Below are 19,804 nucleotides of genomic sequence, written 5' to 3' on the forward strand. Positions count from 1 at the left end.
CTTTAAAGGCTAGTGTTCAATTGCATGCTTTGGCGACTCTTTTTGCTTGCTTCATTGTTTCCTTTTGCTGCGTATTCGCAATCTGAAGAAGAAAGTGAGGCGAACGAACTCTATCCAGCCCATGTTGAAGTTCGAGTCGGGAAAGTGGGGGATAGCTTTTATCGTGTCATGATGGATGACTACGAAGAACCCTTCATTTCGATATCCAATGCCGCTTTTTATCTGCTAGAAATGAATGGTCAGTGTGATGAAAGCCGATATTGCGAATTGTACTTGCCACAAGATGTGGGCAGAGAATCTCCGCCGTATATTGTTGATACCGAACAAGCCATCTGTTATCGCGATGACAACAATATCCAGTCGATCAAATATCAAGTCATCGACTCAGAAACTTACGTCCATTGGTATAGCTTACAAGCTTGTATCCCGGCTAAAGTCCGTTGGGATATTGATGATTACCGGCTCACTGTTTCTCCAGAATTCAGTTCATTGACTGAGTTGGAAGCGGCCATTTCTAAGATGAAAAATGAATCACGTAAGAAGGCCGAGGATCTCAAGCGAGCAGAAAACACGCCAGCTTTCGAACCTGTTGCCGCTGTGGGTTTGGCGACTCGGTTAGCGGCTTCTGTTTATCACGACAGTGAAACTGGTGGTGATGTTTACTCAATCTCAGACACCATATTAAGCACTGAACACTCCTTGTCTCGCTTGTCGATTGATTCACGAGAAGATAACCCCATCGTTTATTACAACATTGCGGTTGAAGCTCATGATGGTGAAGGGTCTTTGGAAGTCGGCCATGTGTTATTAGATGGCAGCGTCTTTACCGTGAATCAAACCCTAGAAGACGGGCTCTATTACACAAATCGAAAACGACAGACAGAGTTCGGCAACCTTCAACTCGAACGAACTACTCAACCTAACATCAGCATCGATGTTTTGGTTAATGGCATCTATCAAACCACTTATCGCTCTGATGAGTTTGGACGCTTCGTTGTTGAAGAAGACAATATTTCCCCCGGTGACACCATCAAGTTTCGCTACTACTTGTCGAAAGGTGTCTGGCAGGAAGAAGAGATCACCGTTGCCGGTTTAGAAGATGCATTTCTACCAAGCAACGAGTGGGGCGTTCAAGTGGTGGGAAATGAAGGTGCAGACCGAGCGGGCGCTGTGTCGCTTGAGTATGGGCTTGCCGATTACTTCACCGTGGGTAGCGCCTTTATGAGGCAACATGGCAAAGACCTGATTGGCTTTCAAGGACGATATTTACCAGTGCACTGGTTTGCGGGTCATATTGGTTGGTTACCAGGGTTCAATCGCTTTCCAATGGAGTTTGATATCTTGATCAACGGCGATCAGTCGGCATCGATAGAGCTCAATAAAACCGATGAATTGGACTTAGAGTCGATGGAGTACGACGTTTTCAAATATAACTTGTCGCTTGCAAATCTAACGGCCTTTTTAACGGTAAGAAATTATGACGACGAATTGAGCGTTGAACCCAAGTTGAACTCGAAAGTGGCTCGTAATCTGTTTGTCTCATACGCTGGTGACTATCGATACACCAAAGCTTCTCATCAAGATGATTATCTACACACTATTGGTCTGGCCAAAAGCGGGTTTTCGGATACGTCGTGGAATATCTCAGGAACCGTTGATGGCTCTGGTCATCATGAACGAACGGAACTATCCCTAAGAAATGCGTGCAAAGAGTGCCTGCTCGATCCTCTGGAGGTTTTTCAAGAGCTCACGACCAACGTATCGGCTCGCTATCAGAAACAAGAGGTTTCGTTTACGGCTTCTTTGGAAGCTCGAGTGAATCCTTATTTGCTCTTTAAGCTAGAAGGAACTGAAGACCGATACGGTGTCGAGATGACAACCGAATTCGGCGCGAAGACTTACTTTGATGAAAGCATTGGTGAGTTTGTTGAGTGGAATCGATACAACCATTCTAAGCTGACGGGCATTGTTTACGATCACCACAAACAGCCCATACAAGGTGTAAGCCTACAAATCTTGGATCAACGAGCGGTCAGTGATGCAAAAGGCCGATTTGAATTCTCAAGTGTTCCAGCTCGAGATAATCTACCTATCTATATTGATGAAGGGGCACTCGACCTTAACCTCACGCCGATTCAAAACCCCGTATTTGTAAATACTAAGCAAGTCGGGCTAACTCATGCTCATATCGAAATGGTGGTGTCATTTGGCGTCGATGGCACGGTAGAAGGTGACCTAGAAAACAGTGCTTATCTGCACTTTAAACATATCCAGAAAGGCACCGAGTATTCGAGCGAGATTGAGAGTGATGGCTTTTACATGGTAGAGGGGCTAATCGCGGGCAAATACATTGTGACTTTAGAAATGGGAGACAAGCGATACGTGCAAGGTGCCGACTTGGACGGCGATTTCTGGGTAAGCGACCTCACATTCAACCTCATTGATTTTCATAAGGTGTATTAGCCCAGATTACTTTGATTAGTCTGACGGAGGCGAGAGTATCAATCGCACTTTCTGTTTCGTGGTTAGCTCTCGGTTCTTCAAATCTTTGAATATGGCCTTCCATTCTTGAAAGGTGACGACTATCGGGTTAAAACTGTTCACGGGTTTGGTGACGCCGTAACGTACGGTTTCAATTTCAGGCTCGAATGTACCAAACAATTTATCCCAAATGATCAAAACGCCGGCGTAGTTCTTATCGATGTATTGCGGGTTTTTGCCGTGATGTACTCGATGATGCGAAGGGGTATTAAAGATGTATTCAAGTGGCCCCAAGCTTCGTATCCATTGTGTATGGACAAAGAACTGTAAACCCAGATTGAGAAGCACCACAAAGATGACCCACTTAGGGTCAAAACCTATGGTGACCAACGGTACCCAGAAAAGCCACATCCCAGCAAGTGGATACATTAAGCTTTGACGGAAAGCCGTACTGAAGTTCATGCTTTCTGAACTGTGGTGTGCCACGTGTGCTGCCCACATCCAGCGAACACGATGGCTTGCTCTATGGAACCAGTAATAGCAAAAGTCTTGCAACACCATCAATACAACAAAACTCAGCACGCCCATTTCAATGTCCATTAAGCGCCAACCAAACATCCAAAGGTACAGCTGCACGACCAATAACCCGGTGAGCAAATCGGAGAGTTGATGCATTCCGGCCAGCGTGAAGTTACACATTACTTCTGAAAGTTTGTAGCTCGAGTTATCTGGCAATCGACCTTGCTTCTGACCTATAAAATACTCAGCCAACATGCACACCACGAACAAGGGCGCTAATACCAGCAGTAGCCATTCTGGGTGATTGATTAATGCGTCGATATTCATGTTTTATCCTTGTTGAGACGCCATAAGCGTTCTTAGTATCAGTTTACTTAGACTTGCTCGCCTGAGATTCAGTCAGCAGAATTTCGCTACCATCGGGCAAAGTGATCTTCTGTTAGGCCAAGAACACCATCGAGTTGATGTGTCACTCCATTGTTGTCTTCAACCGAGCCAGAAAAGTGACCAACGAACTGACGGAAGTTACTTTTTAACAGCCATAAATTGAGCTTTTCGCTGCGATTATTTAAGGGCGTAAAGGTCAGGTTTATACGTCCATCTTGTGATGTTATCTGCCAAGGTAAATCCGTGTTTTGGCGACTAAACGTAAACTGTACCGGGTTAAGCAAGTGCCGAGTTCCATTGATCCATAATGCGTTTTCGCAGCCTCCAGTTTCATTCACGCCCGCCGCGAGGTTCAAGCCAATATCAGTACCATTGGATTGCGAGTTAATGCTTGCCCAGCGCCAACTGGTCTCGCGCCTCATGTAACCCGCTGAAAGGTCATAACCAGCACGAGCTTGAGTGAGATCGAGTGATTCTCCTTTGATTTGGATGTCGCCGCTGATGTTCAAAGCATTGTGCTTTTGAGTGTAAGTCCAACCTGAATAACCCGTTGGGCTGCACATCGCGATGGGCAAGCTATCAGTTTCAGGCTCTAAAGCGATATCGGCCTTGATGAGTTTGGTATTCAAGCGAACTCGCCATTGTCCGTCTTCAATATCAAAGGTGATACTTTGATCTGCAATGCTTGTCTTTCCTTCGAATGGTGAACGCGTTACATGCTTATCAAACCCTAATAGCCTCAACCAAGATGACTCTTGTAGATGGTTGTTCTCGATGTCGTAGACATAACAAAATGCTGAGCCCAAGTAGCGAATATCCGCGATGGCCACGCCAATAATATGTGTGTCGGTGACGATGCTGACAAACTGGAATTGTTTGTAGTGGAAGTGCTTCTGCCAAGAGTTTGCTTTTGAATCCATCGAGTTTCGGTAGTCAAAGTTCTCGATGTTCAGGTGCTTTGGGATGCCATCGAAATGTCCAATGATCGGCTGACCATTAGAATCAATCAAACTGTGTGGGGCTGGGTTGGTTTTTATCATTGCGATGGTTCACATTATTTTAACAACTAAAACCATTGTGCGATGAGTAGCGTAGAATTGGGAGGTCATATTCGGACAAGAGCATGTTACCAATCACGATTTCGTCAGCATGTGCTGTTGAAGCTGAGTAGTCATGTTGATGGGAATGGGCTCGATATAAGGAGAGACGATTGGAGATTATCGCGGAGTATAAGCCGACCGGACATCGGCATCAGTTGGGGACATTAGATATCGCGCTGCTGTTGAATACGCTAGAGCAACGAGGTATCGATATTGAAAGGCTACTCAATGATGTGGGTTTGCCAAACATGGATTGGCGAGATCCGAATGGAAAACTGACATACGCTGATAAACTTGCGTTATTTAGCGCGGCGAATCAGAGCTTTCCTCACGATGGCTTAGGGCTTTGGCTGGGGGAACACGCTAGCTTGAGCCACTTTGGTGTGTTGGGTTATGCGCTATCGACCAGTCAAAATGTCGGGGAGGCCATCAAGTCGGGCTTTAAATATCTGCGCCTGAACGGTCCTATCTTCTCGGTTAAATTGTTTCTACATTTCGAGCAAGCAGTGATTCAGATTGAGAACACCTTGGAAGTGGGTGATCTCCTTCCTTTCTGCAGTGAATATTTCTTGAGTTCAATCGTCTCTTTGTTCAAAGAACTGACTGGTCATGAGTTGGATATTCATACTTTGGCTTTGCCTTACGCTCGTCCCAATTACACCAAGCTTTATGACAACCGCTTCCAGTGCCCGGTGATTTTTGAGCAAAACCATTGTGAACTGCGTTTTGATGCCTCGGTTTTATCACAAACCTTATTGACTCATGATGCCGCGACACTGAAGCGCTATCTTGCGTCTTGCCAGTCGATAGTCGAAACGCTGGACTCTGAGCACTTGCTGACTAACCAGATCAAAACGATCTTTTATCAAACCGCAGGTAGTTTCCCGAATATAGAGCAACTCGCGGATGAGTTTGGTTGTAGCTCTCGTACGCTCAGGAGAGAGCTAGTGACCCATGATTCCGGTTATCAAATATTGCTTACCGAAGTTCGAGTGGAACTGGCCAAAGAGCTGTTACTCGGCACAACTATGAGTATCGATGACATCGGTGAAAGGCTCGGTTATAGCGACCCCGCAAATTTCAGAAGGGCGTTTAAAGGTTGGCTCAATAAAACGCCCGCGCAGTTTCGTGACGGTTTAAGTTAAAGAGTTACTTGCTAAAAAACTGCTCCCTGAAATCGGTGACTTGCTGTTGGTAGTAACTGTCCCAATCGTATTGAGTCCAAGTGGCATAACTTGAAGAGCGCTGAGAGCCTAAGGTCGCGTTGAGCTGATCCAGTTGCTCGTGATAACTCATCACGGTTTGCTGCTGTTGCGCGACTTGCTGTTCTCGCGCGGCAATGTTGCTGGTCTGCATTTCATCTAAGTAGGTCTCTTGAAGGTCGGCTTTGACTGATACTATCTCAGCAGGGCTATAGCTGCTGGGTATCAAAGAGACTGCCAATTCATATTTTAGAAGCTGTGTTTCCGCGTTTAACGTGTCCGTATTGTTTTGCCATTCACTGAGCAAATCTTGATAGTTGGCCAAAAACTCGCTCGCTTCGTTTTCTTTAAGGGTGTTTGCGTCGAGCGTAAAATCTAGATGCGCAAACTGGTCTGCGAATAGCTGGTGGGCCAACTCGCCCCATATTTGCTGTGCAGACTGCTTGAATAAGGCAACACGATCTTCAAGAGTCTCTATGGATTCAAGTGGGATGGTACTTTGGGCTAATTGCCAGCCGACTGATAGCTGCGGATAGTCGCTCAGTAACTCAAACCATATGCTCGGCAATTCTGATTTCAATCGTGCGAGTTGCTCTGCGCAGTCATCGCGTTGTTGGCAAAGCTTCCAGAACCCGTCGAGTTCATCGAATAAAGCCTTACCTTCAAGCTCAGTCAAGTTTTCAACATGCGTTTCTCCGCCCGATGATTCAGTTAGGGATAGATTGCTCTGCGATGCTGAATTTCCCGAACTGGTGGTTGCAGTGGGCGTGAAATTATCGTCATCAGTTGTCGTAGAAACACGCGGCTTAGCTTCTGTGTGTTGAGCAGAAGATAGCGCTGTTTCGTTCGTTTTTGATGACCACGAATAGCCAATAATGCTCGCCGTTAAGACGAGCATTAGGATTAATATAACTCGATGCATTATTGGTTCACCGAGTTACTTGATCACGGCGCTAACAGGGAAGTGGTCTGAAAGGTTGTAGTGCTTCCATAACTCACTGCTTGTTGATCTTGGAACATCCACGCGATTGTCGTTATGCGCTTTAGCGGCATACTCTGAGCTCACTACCACATAATCGAGATACTCAACGTTCTCGCCACCCGACATAGGCTCACCCGCAAAGTTGTTGATGCGTGGGTCAAAGGTAGAAGCGGTGTAACCTGAGTATGTTGGTTCATCAGCCTGCAGGTTAGCAAACATCTGTTGGTAGTCGCCCGGGAACTTGAGCTTGTTCACGTTGAAGTCACCGCTGTAAACCACAGTTTCTGATGCCGGGATATTCAGAGACTGCGCCAGTGCACGCATCTGCTTGAATTGACGTTGTCGGTAGTCACGTGCCGTGTCCGTATCGAATGATGCCGTGTGGGTACCGAAAACATGGTAAGCCTGACCATTCTTGATCACTTCCGCGTAGTTAACGCCTTTATCTGCAAAGCAGTCAGTGCCCGTACAATCAGGGAAAACATACTGAGCTTCGTTAACGATAGGGTAGCGGCTGACAATGATCACACCACCGTCATAGATGTTAATCCCATCTTTATCGAGCATTTTAGTTTGATAAGGATACTCTTTCGCAAGTTCACGCAAGAATTCATCTCTGCCGTTAGCAAACACTTCTTGAAGCGCCAACACGTCGTAGCCTTTTACATATTGAGGGAGAAGATCGTAGCGGTCACCAATATGCGACGCGATAGCAGGCAGCGCCCAGATGTTGTAAGTCATGACTTTCAGTGTATTGGCATCCGGCTCTGGTTGTTCATCCACTTTTGACGGGGTGATGGTGTAATAAATATCATCATAACGCGCCGTAGAATCGGCTTTAAGTGCTAGCTCTGCATTGACCCCGAACGCATCGGTGGTGCTGCGATGAATATTACGGTCGTCATGCAACGTTAGGTTGACGTCTGCGGCACTCAAACCATGTTGCAGTGTCGAGTTATACCAATGTCCCTTCATGGTTTGGTTGAGCGTGACACTCTCACCCACAGCGTTCGATACCACAGTGTCAAACTCATAGGTCTTCCCAGATTTCACACCAGTCCAGCGGTTAAAACTGATCAGCTTCTTCGTCTCCCAAGGACCAATCTGTTCAACATGCTGTTGCCACTCATCACCGAGTTGAAGCAGGTCGGTACCGCTGTGGTTGGCTTGAATGGTCATTACTTGATTGGTGTTATTGGTGAGATACACGTCAGTGTCTGCTATGGCAGAGGTCGAAGCGATTGATGTGGATGCCACAAGTGCAGCTAACCAAGTCCATTGAGTTTTCATCGTTTACGTTATCCTTATTGATTGATGTCTAGAATAACGTAGTCAAGAGTTATGACATTGGAGTTATAACTCTATGGCATTTATTCAAATATGAGATATATGCCAAGGTTTTATAAAATTGATTAACCATTGAAAATTAACATATTGTCTTGTTGGAATGATAAATGGTACGCGCGCGAATAATAGAGTCAGATAATGGTTTCGAGTCTGCGGAACAGCCAATGTTGGCATGCTTGAATGAAAACTGTTTGTTCGGGGAGAGTAGAGATTGTGGGCAGCTAGAAGGGATTATGTCGACAGCTTAGACCTATCAGCACAAATTTTGCGATTGTTCTGTAATTTATTCTTGTTCAGTAAACAGAAACCTTAAAAACAGGTATGATAGTGCCGTTTTTAATCCTGAACTGGGAAAGTCATGGCAAAGTTAACACTCCAAGAGCAGATGCTTAAAGCTGGCTTGGTAAATGAGAAAAAATTAAAGAAGGCGAAGAAAGGCTCTAAAAAGTCTCGCGTTCAGTCTCGTGAAGCAAAAGCGGCAGCTGAAGAAACTAAACTGGCGCAGCAAGCGAAAGACAAAGAGCTAAACCAACAGTTGAAAGAACAGCAGTTGAGCAAAGAAATTAAAGCTCAAGTGAAGCAACTGATTGAGATGAACAAGATCGAACAGAAGAACGGTGAGATCAAATACAACTTCACCGACGGTACGCTAGTTAAATACCTTTACGTAGAAGAGCTGACTCAAAAGCAACTAAGTAAAGGCATTCTAAGTATTGCTCGTCAAGGCGAGAGCTATGTTGTTATTCCAACAGCAGTAGCGAACAAGATTGCTATGCGCGACGAAGAATCTATCGTTGATACGCAGGCAGGTAGCACAGACGAAGTAGACGAAGATGACCCGTACAAAGACTTCGTGATCCCAGATGATCTAATGTGGTAATCCGTTTTACCTAGCTCCATTCTAATGGCTAGCTAAGTTTACAGGATCTAAGAATGCAGCGAACAATCACTTGATTGGCGCTGCATTTTTTTTGGCGCGAAATGACCTTAATAAACCTAAGCAAACCTCTATAGTGCGTCCCCTTAATACGGGAGAACACACATGAAAAAACGCACCAAAATTGCTTTCGCAACCACTCTGTTTTGCGCTGGCATCACTTTAGCTCACGCACAAGATTCTAATGAAGAAGTGATTGATCCTTCGAACCTGACCGCCGTTAACACATCCGCTTATTTAGGCTTTAGTAACCAAGGCGACGTGAAACTGTCGGGCTCTATTGGCTATGGTTTACAAAACGGTCAAATGGCGATGGGTACCATCGAAGGAACCATGGACCAAGACGGAAAATACAAAGACAGCCGACTGCAATATTTCCATGTTATGAATTTCGCTAACCCTGTTATGCCGTCAGCGGCGGGCTCGATTGATATCATCGACAATACTCAGTTCACGACTGCAGCGTTGGGCGGAGTCGTGATGATCAAACCGGACGTAGAAAACCTAACTCTGTTCGGTCGAGTGGGCGTGCTAGCGGGTGATTACGACAGTGATTTTGCATCTTCGATGGGTGAAAAAAAGACCGACATACTTGGTGGTATGGCTGCGGCGTATATTTCATGGAAGCCGGGTGCTGATGGCACGTACTTTATGCTTTCACCTGAATACACCTACATGGATGGTGACATTGAAACCTCATTACTGAAAAGCTCAATAACTGCGGGTACGCCTTTGTCGAGCGATGGTACTCGTTGGGGGCAATTTAAGATTGAAAACACCAATGGCAGCATGAAATCTACATCGAAAAAAATCGATATTGATGACACGGTAGCGTGGGTTTTCTATAAGGTTTACTTCTAGAACCTACACCTATTTAACGATTAAAGATCCCGAAGCATGGAGGCTTCATTCAATTTCAATTTCAGTTTCTCATCTTACTCCTTCACTTTCCGCAACCTGTCTTAATATCGCCCCTTGTACGCTTCTTCCATCTGCACACCCAAAACCATTCAATCAAAGCTCTATGCCAGCACGTTTACTTTGCTCTTATCACTTGTAGTGTATTTTCGCAGCGTACTTTTTCGCAGCGTACTACTCAATGTTTCGGTAACAGTTCACATCGAAAAACAATTAACGCTATAGTCGTTAATAGATAGTCTCTAAGGTTTTAATCGCTTAATGCAGAATCCTATTAATATCAGTAATTCAAACAACCTTGCTCCCTTCTTAGCTTACTTTGAACAAAAGGGGATTGAGTGGCGAAAAATTGCGGCTGAATACGACTTCCCTGAAGATATTGAAGACCAAGAGTATTGGTTGTCTTCTCATCAAGCGATGGCTTTTCTCGGTGCAATGGTCAAACAAACCAATAAGAATGTTGGGTTTGACGTGGGGCGGTTAATCACGCTTGACCAAATCTCACCTGAGTTAGTTTCTGAGTTCTCGGGATGTGAAAACTTAGAACATGCACTTCATCATCTGCTTGAAATGATGCCGACGTTAAACAACTACATGGTGGTTTGGGTCGATAAAATTGATGGCAAGTGGTACTTGTGTCACCGAGGCTCATACCATCCTTCGTTACCCGGTTATGACCAAGCAGAATGGTTTCGAACCTTTGCTTTTATTTCGTTGTGTCGCATGTTCTTGGGCAATCATTGGGAACCTAACTCGGTGTTTATGAGTTTTCCTGACCACTTGGCGAGAGATGTTACCAATGCTGAGAACCTAGAAGCGTTCCGTTTCGATCATGCGTTTGGTGCCATTGAAGTGCCGTTGTCAGCGGATTTCGTCCCAGTAGACAAGCCAATAGACAGTGATTGGTTGACGGTAATTACTGCACTGGTGCAAACCTATGCAGTGCTACCGTGGTTTAATATTCAATGGCTTGCCTCATTGATTGGAACTTCGTCGCGTTCTCTACAGAGGCAGTTCACCGAGCATGGTTGTACATTTCGTGGTTTGCGAGATGAGGCTCGTTGTCAGGTGGCGAAGCGGTTGCTTAAAGCCAACACATCACCTTTCGAGACAGCATGGCGATGTGGCTATAGCGACTTATCTAACTTTAACCGAGCATTCAAAGGGTGGTTGGGCAAAACGCCGGCGCAATATCAAAAGCAAACCAGCTAATTAAGATATGTTTTAACGGATAAACAAAAAGCCAGCCCTTGCAGTCACTAGATGTAAGTTGGAGGGGGCTGGCTTTATTTTGATTTAATCTAATTTTGATCTGTGTATATTACTCTAACGCTCGAATGACCTTATTTCTTAATGTCACGACGTATAGCTTGTCCTGGTGCTGCAGTGGTTACAAGCTCACCATCTTGAACCACAAACTGACCGTTAACTAACACGGTATCAACCCCTGTAGAAATCGCAGCCGGTACTTGGTATGTCGCTTTGTTCGCGACCGTTTTTGGGTCAAAGATAACGATGTCTGCGTCCATACCCACTTGGATACGGCCTTTTTTCTCCATTTGCGGTACGAAGCCATCAAGCACAGTAGCAGGCATGTAACTCATTTTGCGAATCGCTTCTTCCATAGAGAGCAAACCACGCTCTCTTACGTACGTACCTAAGATTTTAGTGAACGTACCGCTCGATCTAGGGTGTGCAAATGCCTCGCTTGGAATTGGCCACTCATCACCTTCGTAATAGCTTACCTTGCCATCTTCGATCAACATCCAAGGCATGGAGTCTGATTCAATCAACACATTGGGATGGATGATTGACTTATCCAGTGCAGACAACTCACTTGGTACCGCTTCATCTAAGAAGTGCCAGTTTATGATAGAGCCCGGTTGTTCTTTCTGTGCTTTGAGAAGCTCTTCGTTATTAAGGCGTTCGGTACCCATTTGGATACTTTCCTCTTGATAGCCTAAACGTTCTTTCCATTCAGGCCCGCTAAACATCGCCGCGCCAACCACCGTACTTGCTGCTCCCCATGGGTAAGCGCCGGCTGTAACATGGAAACCATTCTCTGTTGCTTCATCGAACAGTTCTAATGTCGCGTCAATATCGCGCAGTGAGGTACTGTTGATGTGGTTAATGTGCATCTTTGCGCCAGTCAGTGCAGAGTTCGCAATCAACTCTTGAATAGCCTCAAAGCTGCTTCCTGGTTCCATCATGCTGGCATAGCGAACGTGCGTGTAGGTTGCAACGTCGCGCTCTGCTGCAAGCTTAGAAAGGGCATAATATTCCTTCTGGCCATAGCCCGGCGCATAACCCGCATTGATACCAATCCCGATTGCACCTTCGTCTAAGCCTTGTTCAACGTATGCCATGATCTTTTCTAGCTGCTCTGGTGTCGCGATTTTCTGCTTCCAGTTATCGAGCCCTTGCATGCTTTGAAAGTACTGCAAATTAGCTTGTGGCTCACTGTCGGTGAACGTTGCGATACGAGCAAATGTCCACGCTGCTGATGCACCATAGTTAATCGGCAGGTTCTTTTCTGCCTGTCCTTTGTACCAGTCACCGATAGGCAAAATACCCGATTCTAATTCAAGGGCAGTGGTCACACCTTGTTGTGCCTGCATACGATAGCCAGCAATATTTTGGCCATGGTGATGGAGGTCGATGAAACCTGGAGAAACAATGTGATCGTTCGCATCAATGATGGTTTTACCCGTGATTGAATCTTTAGTGATCGCTTCAATGGTGCCTTTGTTGATACCAATATTTCGTACATCACTCAAACCTGTCTCTGGGTCGATAACATGACCACCTTGAATGACTACGTCGTAGCTTTCTGCGTAAACATTAGCTGCTGACGCAATTAAGACGATGGGTAACGCAACAGAGCGAATGGATGATTTCATGACTGCTTTCCTATTGAAAATAAATACGTTATTGAAAATGAATACGTTATTGCAAGTTGGCGAATTACTAAGGGTAATTGACTTTATGCGCCGCCATTGAGTAACCCGTGCTGATCACTTCGGTTCCATCAATGAATGAGATAGGTAGATCTTGTTCAAAGGTGGCGATATCTCCCGACACCATAACGACTCTGTAAAGATCCTGAAGTGGGAAGCCTTCATCAATATCGACAATAATGGTCTGATTTGCCGGTGGTGGCGGGGTATGGATACACGCGCCTGCGATGGGTACCAAAAGAAACTTCGTCGTTAACACGCCGTCCATTTCAAGCGGGACAACGAAGCCCGGAATAGTCACATCGTTCAGTTCGAGGTCGGTGTTGACCGTTGTTAAGCGAATGTGTTCTACCGCCAGTGCTTCTTCTCTCAGTGCCAGTAATTCATCAGCGTCATAACCAGATTCACTTAATGCGAGCTTGCTTGCTTCGTATTGCTGTGTCTCTCCAGAATTCATCTCGCGCTTGAGGCTCGTTTTCTGATAGTTCAAAACGGCAAATAGATTAGAGACTTGATCTTGATTCAACGCGGGTAGCGCGACTTCTTTTGTTGGCGGCGGAATCAGGTCTTCCCACATCACCATAGTTGACGACATAGCACTAAAGCTAAGCAGTAAACCTGGTAACAGAGTCGTAAATAGTGAACTAAATCGAAATAGCATCTGATGGATTCTCCAGCGTTGTCGTAGGGTCGTTCGCAATGTCTCAGCTATTCGCTATCAATCTAAACGAATAGTAAGTAACGAAGCTTTGTCAAATCCTATTGATTTGCTCTCCGTAATTCGTGCTGTGAATAATAGCAACCGCTGAAAATACAGATAGGTCACTTTGCGCCAAGAGTGGGTGGGTATTCTGATAGGAGGAAGAGGGATTATTGAAGAATAAAAAGGGCGTAATAAATGAAAAGCCCTGATGCGCTTTTAACTAGAAAGAGCATCAGGGCTTGTTTGCATTTGAACAGGAATTGAGACTGATTGACGTTCGTTCGCTAGCTAATGTTCTGACATGCCGTAAACAAGGCTATCATTGGCACTTGCATGATCGATAAAATCGGTATTAGCGCGCTGTTCGTGTTGGTCGTAGCCATCGAAGTAACAGTCGCCAATTTCATTGCGCGGGCAAACGTGAATGTGGTCTTTGATGACCAGTTCGGTAGAACAACATGGGCAATGTTTTACATGTCCAGTGAGTACCGTAGATCGATTTGGTTTCATACATCCTCCTGATAGGCACTTTAATCTGATTGCCTATTTGCACCCTAAGTTACGCAAATTAGTGTGTCGTTATGATTTCATTTTTAAGTCAATGAAAAACGATTCAGAAAGTGAATACTTAGCGGCTAATGCAGATGTATGACTGAGAGAATGTAAGACGAATCAAGCCCAGAGCAGGTGCAATGGGCTTGGAATCACAGATGACACTTTCTATGACGTTATTGCTGTATTGGGGTAAGCGTTAGCTGAGCGCTGTTATAACCCATTTGCGCTAGAGCCGCAGGGTCGAAGTCAGTCAGAACTTTGATGTCACCGGCGTAGTAGGTTGTGTAATCGCCAGAAGGTGTCATGGCGTTAAATGAATCAATAGAGTGCTCGGTACCAATATCGATCATTCCAGAATATTGTGACTCCGCACTAAACTGGCCTGAAACATAGGTGTAGAAAGGACGGACACTGGCACCTGCGGCGTACTGCATGCTACTCAAGCCATTGGTGTTGATTGCCCAGCTCCAATCCCACCATTTCATCTCTCCTGGAATATAACGGTGATCCCATTGGTAGCGGATATTGGCTTGATCTTCGCTGGTGGTTCCCATAGTAAAGGTGTGTGAGACAGTCGGACGGTTTGTTGGGTGTGAGTTTAGTGCATTGCCGCTATAGCGAAGGAAACCTGTGAAGTTCACGTCGTAACTCATGCTGGTTTTGATACGGTATGGGTAAGTGATGGTAGAGCGTAAGAACTCTACTTGAAAAGGAAGTACTGAGTGAGCAGGCACGGTGATGATGGCTTGTAGTTCTGTTGGTTTAAAACGAGCACCACTGTTGGTATCGGAGAAACGTTGGCCATCTTCTAGCGCTACTCTTACTTCTGTTTTTCCAACTTGTGGCCAATGAAAGGTTTCATCAATGACGACTAAATCAGCAAGGTCGAAGCGCTGTGTTTTACTCCATTGTGTGGATTGCTCAAAATGAAGGTCAACGACGATTTGTTTAGGCTGATCTCCATCATTGATTGCATAAGCCGAAACGGTTTCAATCAGCTCTTGGTCGGTCTCTGTTATGGAGCCGTGTAAAAACGATATGTTATCGAGCGTGTAAGCGAAGTTATCAACAATGATGCTTGTCTTCTCATTACAGCGATCACCGGCACAGCTTCCATCGTTATTGCCTTTAATCTCCCAACCATTGTTAAGCGGTTTTATTGCCATGTCTTGACCGACATAATGTGCGCTATCGCCTCCAACCCAAGCGTAACCCAGGTTATGGGCTAAGTAACTCAGTGGTCTGATAAAGTTCGTGTTGTCGCTGACTAAGGCGCGTTGAACATCAAGGTTATTGTTCGTTTCGATGGCTTGCGCTTCGTAGTAAGGCAGGCCAGCGTCTGGGGTATTGGGGTAGCACCAAGTATTGTCGCTTGGTTGTCCTTGTTTGATGAGCCCGTGGTAGCCAGACCCCATGATCACCCAGTCATTTTTAAGGCCAGCAATGTCCCACACATTCATGCGAGATAGTAGGGCGGTTTTGTGTTCTTGCGCTTCTGTATTACTGAGCGGACGATAATCGGAACGGCAGATGTCTTCACCGAGGTTATCCAATACGATTTGGTCTGAATATATCTTTGCATGAGTGCTAAAAGAGATGAAACAAAGGGCAGAGCTAAATAGAACGGTTTTACTGACGTTAAGCATGAATAAGTTCCTAAATGCCATTGTTTGGCTATTTTTATTTAATTCGATTTATTAGTTTTATGGGTATTGATTTAAAGCCGAAGGACTCTAGCGGGGTGTACTTTGTCATATAAAACAATGCCAAAAATACTGAAATGAATTGAAAATAAATACTTATAGATATCAGGAGGTTGTACTGATCAACTTGTTGTTTGATAAAGACTTATCTTGATGACTTCAATTAGTTTCAACAATCCAATCTATGGGTGATTAATTGTTGAACGTTTCTGTTTTTGAAGTCTCGCTATTTGGTATGTTGGCTTGGAAAAAATTAGGCCAGCAAGATGGATTAGAGAGGTTTATTGCTTAAAGGATGGGGAAGTACTGAGTAAGCCAAATAAGAAAGGATGTTGTGATAAGCAAGATCAAAAAATGCAGCCATCAACCGTTTGATTGCTGCTGCATTTTGTATTGTTCGAGTTAACTTAATTGGTAGAGGTTAAGCATCACCTGGCTTTTCGCGTTTGCTGTTCCAACCCATAAAGTTGTAGATGTTGTAACGGGCAAAGCCTATCTGCTCATGCAAAGCAAAATCTGTGACCGCAAAGTTGTACCACAACGGCAACCATGAAATTTGAGCAGCCATATAGTCGGCTCTTACTGGAATAACATTCAAGCCAAAGTGGTTGAAGTAGAGCTCGCTACGACGAATATGCAGGCCAGATGAAACCAACACAATGTTGTCGAATTTATGGTGCTTCATTAGGTCACTAGTGAGCTGTGCATTCTTCCAAGTGTTGACGCTATTTGGCTCTTGAATGATGTCACCCATCGGAACGCCAAGTCTGAGCAATTGTTGTTGATAAACTTCTGCTTCGGTAACACCGTTATTTTGTGCATCGCCACCACTGATGATCACTTTGCATGTAGTTTGCGTTTTTGCACACTCTTTATATTGGCTTGCCGTTTCACTGATTCGGCCAAAAGAGAAAAAGGCTGGCTCAAACTCTTGCGTGCTTTTAATTAACTGCGTTCCCGCACCCAGAAGAACAATGGCGTTATTGTCAGACCATTGGATATCAGGCTTACTTTCGTAGTTGGCTTGTAGGTCGTTCAGTAAATAACGAGGAATTAAACCTGAACCAATCAGCACAAATGACGATATAAGAACAAGAGATAAAAACAGAGAGGTTTTTCGCCACTGAAGTAAACGTGTAAAGCCTACGACTAGCAGAAGAAGTAATAATATAATAAAGCTCATGAGGATCCTGTTATCGAACTGGTGCCAAAATGATGTGACATACTGAAGCGGTGCATCATATATCAGTTATGTTAATCGTTCATAACTAACTCATTGTATTATTGAACAAATGCACGATTTCTCTCTATTAAACATAATCATCGATGATAGTATTCGCAAAATTGCTTTATTATTGTTCGATAATCCCATTCTAAATATAGGTATATAAACCAAGAGGGTTGTTTAAACCTTATTTCGTGTTATTTAATTTATCGGTTCCTCGGCTTCTCATTTTTCAATTCGTTAGATCAGCTCTGATATTCTTAAACTGCCAAATTATCAAGCTCTCAGCTCTTAAATGATCAAGCTCTTAAGTTTTCAAGCTCTCAAATTATCAAAGTAAGCTTGAACAAATTTAACGAACACTTGGTGTTTTTTTGCCGGGTAAATAACTTGCGGATAGAACAGGTAAATACTGTTGCCTTGTTGTAGGCATTCATCAGGCAGCACTTGCTCTAACTCTCCAAGCTCGACCTCTTTCGCAACGTAGTAACTTGCGATACGGATGATGCCACTGCCTGCCATAGCTTGTTGCTTAAGTAAGTGGTTGTCATTACTTGAAAGCCAGCCGGACACATCAATATTTGCCGATTTTAAAGGCCACTCGGTTTGGTGCAGCGTTGCTAAGCATTGGTGATCACTTAAGTCACTCACATTGGTAGGGCGACCAAATTGATTAAGATAACCGGGAGTCGCGACTAAATCATGCTGATAGCTAATCAAGTGTTTCGCCACCATGTTGTCAGGTGGCGTATTGGTGGCACGAAACGCGATATCGATATCATCTTGGTTGAGATTAAAGTTGGTGTAGCTGCTGTTTATCTCAAAGCGGATTTCTGGATATTGTTGCCTAAACTGTTGGCAGATATCGAATAGATATACCTCAGTAAACATCTTTGGCGCGGTAAGGCGTAATAGACCTTTGACGACGTCATGTTGCTCTGAAACGCTGCGTTCAAGCTGTAAGACTTGCGAACGAATCGTTAAGCCTTGTTGTAACGCGCGTTCACCTTCTTGGGTTAAACGAACACTGCGCGTGGTTCTGACCAAAAGCGGGCACTGTAAATCGTTCTCTAAACGTTTGATCTGCTCAGAAAGGTAGCTCTTAGAGATACCGAGCTTTTCGGCTGCCTTGGTAAAGTTAAGTTGCTGAGCCAGTTCTACAAACAGGATCAGTCGTTCTATTCTTTTGTGTTCGTTCATTCGCGCGCTCCTACCAATCTATTGTTCGTCATATCAAACAATCATTTCGTAACTAGCATATTCTGTTTTTTAAAAAGAACAATATGATAGAGGCATATTTCTGGTCAGCAAATCTTCTAAGCGAGAATCGATATGACGAACAGCATTGAATCTACAAATAAAACGAATGACAAAAAGAGGATCCCATTATCAAACCATCTGCCAAATGTTGGGCAAGTTGCCTATGGCTGCATGGGATTAGGTGGTGGCTGGAATGATAATCCAGTGATGAGTGCGGATGTTGCTCAAACACGAAGCGTAATCGACACCGCACTAGAATCGGGCATTAACTTATTCGACCATGCGGATATCTATACCTTCAGCAAAGCTGAGCAAGCCTTTGGTCAAGCATTACAACAAGCGCCTGATCTGCGTGAACAGATGTTCATTCAATCTAAGTGTGGGATTCGTTTTGAAGGCGAGGGCAATGTTGGTCGTTATGATTTCTCGGCTGATTGGGTAGGCCAATCGGTAGACGGTATTCTCGACCGTTTGAACACTGAGAAGCTTGATGTGTTGTTATTGCATCGCCCTGACCCTTTGATGGAACTCGATGAGCTAGCAAGAACGTTAGAGAACATAAAAACGCAAGGTAAGGTCGATTTCTTTGGTGTGTCGAACATGAACAGCCATCAAATTCAGTATCTTCAATCTGCGCTAGGGCAACCTATTGTCGCGAATCAAGTTGAGATGAGCTTAGCCAAGCTGGATTGGTTGAATGATGGGGTGATGATTAACTCGCAAGGGCACCATCAATCAGACTTCGCCGCAGGCACGCTAGAGCATTGCCAAATGAATAACATCCAACTGCAAGCTTGGGGCTGTTTGGCACAAGGCCGATTTGCTGAGCAAGGTTTGTATTCAGAACATGAGAATGTGAAAAAGACAGCGCACTATGTGGCTCAGTTAGCGAACCAATATGGCGTAGAAAGTGAAGCGATTGTGTTAGCATTTTTGCTTCGTCACCCTGCTCGTATCCAACCTGTAATTGGCACCACAAATCTAGAGCGAATCAAAGCTTCGGCAGTCGCGACTCAGATAAACCTGTCTCGTGAAGAGTGGTACAACTTATACGTGTACTCACGTGGTCAGGCACTGCCATAAGGAATGAGTATGTTGAATCAAAAGATCGCGCAACAATTGGTGTCTAATGCTCTCGATATTGCTGAGCGTAATCAGCAAGCAATCGCGGTGAGCGTGTGTGATACGCACGGTGAATTACAGGCGTTTATTCGCATGGATAATGTGAGTGTTCAAGCCGGATTGTTAGCACAGAACAAAGCTTATACGTCTGCAAGAGACAGACAGCCAAGTGGTAACTTAGGGGCTTGGGCGAGAGAAACCGGTAAAGACTTAAGTTACTGGACTGACGCTAAGATCACTGGCTTTAAAGGCGGTGTTCCTATTGAGTTAAATGGGCAGGTGATTGGCGCGATTGGTATCAGCGGATTGAGTGAAGATGACGATGAAGCACTTGCTGAGAAAGTGATTCAACTTGTGCTCTAAGCGCTGTTGCCTGTGAAGCAATGGAAGTTAGAAGTAGCAGATA

At 44.7% G+C, this 19,804-nt stretch carries 17 protein-coding genes; 7 read left to right on the forward strand and 10 right to left on the reverse strand.

Annotated features, from left to right (window positions below):
• The first annotated feature begins 24 nt into the window (after positions 1-24).
• On the forward strand, positions 25-2,463 hold the full coding sequence (locus tag HRQ85_RS09015) for a carboxypeptidase-like regulatory domain-containing protein (protein ID WP_172379395.1): 2,439 nt from the start codon (positions 25-27) through the stop codon (positions 2,461-2,463).
• 15 nt (positions 2,464-2,478) lie between these two features.
• Here HRQ85_RS09015 and HRQ85_RS09020 read toward each other — a convergent pair whose 3' ends face one another.
• Both HRQ85_RS09020 and HRQ85_RS09025 read right to left on the reverse strand, forming a co-directional pair.
• Complete coding sequence (locus tag HRQ85_RS09020; RefSeq protein WP_172379396.1) at positions 2,479-3,327, reverse strand: sterol desaturase family protein; 849 nt, start codon at positions 3,325-3,327, stop codon at positions 2,479-2,481.
• Between the two features lie 86 nt (positions 3,328-3,413).
• Entirely contained in the window at positions 3,414-4,427 is a 1,014-nt protein-coding gene (locus HRQ85_RS09025) for a DUF2804 domain-containing protein (protein WP_172379397.1), read from the reverse strand.
• A gap of 170 nt (positions 4,428-4,597) precedes the next feature.
• On the opposite strand from HRQ85_RS09025, the gene HRQ85_RS09030 reads away from it, so the two are divergent.
• Positions 4,598-5,632: an AraC family transcriptional regulator gene (locus HRQ85_RS09030; RefSeq protein WP_172379398.1), complete on the forward strand. Its 1,035-nt coding sequence runs from the start codon at positions 4,598-4,600 to the stop codon at positions 5,630-5,632.
• 4 nt (positions 5,633-5,636) lie between these two features.
• Here HRQ85_RS09030 and HRQ85_RS09035 read toward each other — a convergent pair whose 3' ends face one another.
• Both HRQ85_RS09035 and HRQ85_RS09040 read right to left on the reverse strand, forming a co-directional pair.
• A complete protein-coding gene (locus tag HRQ85_RS09035; protein WP_172380044.1) occupies positions 5,637-6,587 on the reverse strand; it encodes a chromosome partitioning protein ParA in 951 nt (316 codons plus the stop codon).
• Between the two features lie 39 nt (positions 6,588-6,626).
• Positions 6,627-7,961: a sphingomyelin phosphodiesterase gene (locus HRQ85_RS09040; RefSeq protein ID WP_019825995.1), complete on the reverse strand. Its 1,335-nt coding sequence runs from the start codon at positions 7,959-7,961 to the stop codon at positions 6,627-6,629.
• Between the two features lie 415 nt (positions 7,962-8,376).
• Here HRQ85_RS09040 and HRQ85_RS09045 point away from each other — a divergent pair, with 415 nt between their 5' ends.
• The 3 genes from HRQ85_RS09045 (at position 8,377) to HRQ85_RS09055 (ending at position 11,085) form a co-directional block, all read left to right on the forward strand.
• The gene (locus HRQ85_RS09045; RefSeq protein ID WP_010441213.1) at positions 8,377-8,898 is read left to right on the forward strand and encodes a DUF2058 domain-containing protein; all 522 of its coding nucleotides are present in this window, start codon (positions 8,377-8,379) and stop codon (positions 8,896-8,898) included.
• A 162-nt stretch (positions 8,899-9,060) separates the two neighbouring features.
• Positions 9,061-9,816: a hypothetical protein gene (locus HRQ85_RS09050; RefSeq protein ID WP_081228617.1), complete on the forward strand. Its 756-nt coding sequence runs from the start codon at positions 9,061-9,063 to the stop codon at positions 9,814-9,816.
• A 318-nt stretch (positions 9,817-10,134) separates the two neighbouring features.
• A complete protein-coding gene (locus HRQ85_RS09055) occupies positions 10,135-11,085 on the forward strand; it encodes a helix-turn-helix domain-containing protein (RefSeq protein ID WP_172379399.1) in 951 nt (316 codons plus the stop codon).
• A 131-nt stretch (positions 11,086-11,216) separates the two neighbouring features.
• Here HRQ85_RS09055 and HRQ85_RS09060 read toward each other — a convergent pair whose 3' ends face one another.
• From HRQ85_RS09060 to HRQ85_RS09085, 6 genes are all read right to left on the reverse strand, one after another.
• Positions 11,217-12,773 (reverse strand): amidohydrolase family protein, encoded by a 1,557-nt coding sequence (locus HRQ85_RS09060; RefSeq protein WP_172379400.1) that lies wholly within the window; start codon positions 12,771-12,773, stop codon positions 11,217-11,219.
• A 67-nt stretch (positions 12,774-12,840) separates the two neighbouring features.
• Positions 12,841-13,491 (reverse strand): DUF3299 domain-containing protein, encoded by a 651-nt coding sequence (locus HRQ85_RS09065; protein WP_172379401.1) that lies wholly within the window; start codon positions 13,489-13,491, stop codon positions 12,841-12,843.
• Between the two features lie 330 nt (positions 13,492-13,821).
• The gene (locus HRQ85_RS09070) at positions 13,822-14,043 is read right to left on the reverse strand and encodes a hypothetical protein (RefSeq protein ID WP_017059142.1); all 222 of its coding nucleotides are present in this window, start codon (positions 14,041-14,043) and stop codon (positions 13,822-13,824) included.
• 218 nt (positions 14,044-14,261) lie between these two features.
• The gene (locus HRQ85_RS09075) at positions 14,262-15,734 is read right to left on the reverse strand and encodes an aerolysin family beta-barrel pore-forming toxin (RefSeq protein ID WP_172379402.1); all 1,473 of its coding nucleotides are present in this window, start codon (positions 15,732-15,734) and stop codon (positions 14,262-14,264) included.
• Positions 15,735-16,212: 478 nt separating this feature from the next.
• Positions 16,213-16,974 (reverse strand): YdcF family protein, encoded by a 762-nt coding sequence (locus tag HRQ85_RS09080; RefSeq protein ID WP_172379403.1) that lies wholly within the window; start codon positions 16,972-16,974, stop codon positions 16,213-16,215.
• Positions 16,975-17,331: 357 nt separating this feature from the next.
• Positions 17,332-18,216, reverse strand: coding sequence for a LysR family transcriptional regulator (locus tag HRQ85_RS09085; RefSeq protein WP_172379404.1), 885 nt, complete (start codon positions 18,214-18,216; stop codon positions 17,332-17,334).
• A 132-nt stretch (positions 18,217-18,348) separates the two neighbouring features.
• Here HRQ85_RS09085 and HRQ85_RS09090 point away from each other — a divergent pair, with 132 nt between their 5' ends.
• Positions 18,349-19,359, forward strand: a complete 1,011-nt coding sequence (locus tag HRQ85_RS09090; protein ID WP_172379405.1) for an aldo/keto reductase — start codon at positions 18,349-18,351, stop codon at positions 19,357-19,359.
• Between the two features lie 9 nt (positions 19,360-19,368).
• Positions 19,369-19,761 carry a GlcG/HbpS family heme-binding protein gene (locus tag HRQ85_RS09095; protein ID WP_172379406.1) on the forward strand — a complete coding sequence of 131 codons (393 nt, stop codon included), beginning with the start codon at positions 19,369-19,371 and terminating at the stop codon, positions 19,759-19,761.
• The last annotated feature ends 43 nt before the right edge of the window (positions 19,762-19,804 follow it).

Source organism: Vibrio sp. Vb339, from assembly GCF_902751245.1.
Taxonomy (GTDB): Bacteria; Pseudomonadota; Gammaproteobacteria; order Enterobacterales; family Vibrionaceae; genus Vibrio; species Vibrio coralliirubri.